At 73.4% G+C, this 2,380-nt stretch carries 2 protein-coding genes and 1 pseudogene; 2 read left to right on the forward strand and 1 reads right to left on the reverse strand.

What is annotated here, in order from left to right:
- Positions 1-1,040: PP2C family protein-serine/threonine phosphatase (locus BBH68_RS13885; protein WP_065962233.1), on the forward strand; the 1,040-nt coding region annotated here is incomplete at its 5' end.
- Here BBH68_RS13885 and BBH68_RS13890 read toward each other — a convergent pair.
- Entirely contained in the window at positions 1,027-1,506 is a 480-nt protein-coding gene (locus tag BBH68_RS13890; RefSeq protein WP_065962235.1) for a DUF7144 family membrane protein, read from the reverse strand. The genes BBH68_RS13885 and BBH68_RS13890 overlap by 14 nt on opposite strands.
- Positions 1,507-1,668: 162 nt before the next feature.
- Here BBH68_RS13890 and BBH68_RS13895 point away from each other — a divergent pair.
- Positions 1,669-2,380: pseudogene (locus BBH68_RS13895) on the forward strand (histidine kinase); the annotation flags it as partial.

Here is a 2,380-nt window from a genome sequence, read left to right on the forward strand (position 1 = left end):
CGGCGGGGACGACGGTGGACGACGGGAACAACGGGGACGACGGGGACGAGGACGCGAGCACAGGCGGGGACGGGGACGGGGGAGGGGGCCGGGGGCGCCGGGACGGCGGGCGGTTCGAGGAGCGGTACTGGAGCCCGATCAACACCCCCGTCCTCGGCCAGGACGGCTCGGTCCGGTGGATCATCCACCGGGTGGAGGACGTGACGGACTTCGTCCGGGGACGCGCGCGGGCCCCGTTCACCCGCACCGAGGCGATGGACGCCGACCTCTACACCCGCGCGCTGGAGCTGCAGGAACTGAACGAGCGGCTGCGGGAGGCGCACGCCCAGGAGCGGACGACGGCGCTGGCGCTGCAGCAGGCGATGCTGCCCGCGCTGGTCCCCGGGCTGCACCTGCGGGTGGCCGTCCGCTACCGGCCCGCCGTCGGCTCGCTCAACGTCTGCGGCGACTGGTACGAGGTGTCCGAGCTGGCCGACGACCGGATCGCGGCGGCGGTGGGCGATGTGGTCGGCCAGGGCCTGGCGGCCGCCTGTGTGATGGGGCAGCTGCGCAGCGCGCTGAGCGCGGCCATCCGGGCCGTCGGCGGGCCGGCGGAGGCGCTGGAGGCGCTCGGCCTGTACGCGCGCTCCGTCGACGGGGCGCTGGCCGCGACCGCCGTGCAGGCCGTCATCGACCGGTCGGAGCGGACGATCGTCTACAGCTGCGCCGGCCATCCGCCGCCGCTGCTGTTGCAGGCCGAGGGCGATGTCGTACCGCTGGACCAGGCCACCGACCCGCCGCTGGGCGCCCGCCTCGACCATGTGCCACGGCCCCAGGCCACCTGCCCCTACACCCCGGGCGGCACCCTGGTGCTGTACACCGACGGGCTCATCGAGCGCCGGGACGAGGACATCGACGTCGGGCTCGGGCGGCTCGCCGAGAGCCTGTTCCGGCACCGGGAGCTGGCCCCCGAGCCCCTGGCCGACGCGCTGCTGGTCGACCTCGGCGTCACGGGCGGCACCGTCGCCGACGACACCGCGCTGGTGGTCATCGGCCTGTGACGTGCGGGTCCGTGGTCTGCGACCCCTGGGAAGGCCCCGCTGTCCGCCCGCTCATCCCCGGCCCGGCGCACAGCGCCCAGATGACGAGGGCGTCGACGACGAGCAGCGCCACGGCCCACACCGGGTAGTACGGCAGCCACAGGAAATTGGCGATCAGGCTCAGCCCCGCCAGCACGACCCCCGTCACCCGGGCCCACATGGCCCCGGTGAACAGGGCCAGACCGGCGATCACGGCGACGGCGCCGAGGATCGCGTGGACCCATCCCCATCCGGTGAGGTCGAACGAGAAGACATAGTTCCTCGTGACCAGGAAGACCTGGTCGTTGCGGATGGCCGAGATCCCCTGACCGAGGCCCATCAGCCCCGCGAACAGCAGCATGACGGCCGCGAAGACGAGCCATCCGCTCACCGCCCGGTGCGGATGCCGGGCGGCCTCCGCCTGAACTCCACCGACGTGACTGGCCATGGCGGGCTCCTTCGTCCCTGCCGACCGACGGCCGAATGGCCGACGAATTTCGGCAAATGTAGCGAGTACATCTATTTCAGGCTTGCACAGGCCGTCGATGTCGGCACCCGCTCCACGCGGGGTGGCTCGCCTTTCAGGAAGGCGCGGTGTACATCTAGGGGTATGGCCCGGTTTATGGGTCGATCGTGGGCACTGGCTGCCCGTATGTTCCCCGGTCGGCGCCCACGGAGTCGGCGGCGTGAGCGCTCAGAGGCAGCGGTGCGGCGCCCTGGTTCCTGGCTGAGCGCGCGCAGCGTCGCCGGCCAGGTCTTTCTGCTGCAACTGGTGATCGTGCTGCTCCTCGTCGCCGCCGCGTCCATCGCGCTCGTCCTCCAGGTGCGCCACGACGCCACCGACGAGGCCCGCCGCCGGTCGCTCGCCGTCGCCGAGACGTTCGCCGACTCGCCGGGCGTCGCCCCCGCGCTGCGCTCCACCAACCCGACGGCGGTGCTCCAGCCGCGGGCCGAGGAGGCGCGCCGGGAGTCCGGGGTCGACTTCATCGTGGTCATGGACCGGAACGGGATCCGCTACACCCACCCCATGCCCGACCGGATCGGCAAGCGGTTCGTCGGCAACATCGCGGGGCCGCTGGCCGGGCGGCCCCTCACCGAGACCGTCCAGGGCACCATCGGCGAGGTGGTGCAGGCCGTGGTCCCGGTCACCGACTCCCGGGGCCATGTCGTCGGCCTGGTGTCCTCCGGGCTCACGGTCCGCAAGGTGAGCGGCCTGGCCGACCGCCAGGTGCCGCTCCTCCTCGGCGCGGCCGGAGCCTCCCTCGCCCTGGCCACGGGGGGCACGGCGCTGGTCAGCAGGCGGCTGCGGCGGCAGACCAGAC

The organism is Streptomyces sparsogenes (assembly GCF_001704635.1).
In the GTDB taxonomy this organism is placed as follows: domain Bacteria; phylum Actinomycetota; class Actinomycetes; order Streptomycetales; family Streptomycetaceae; genus Streptomyces; species Streptomyces sparsogenes.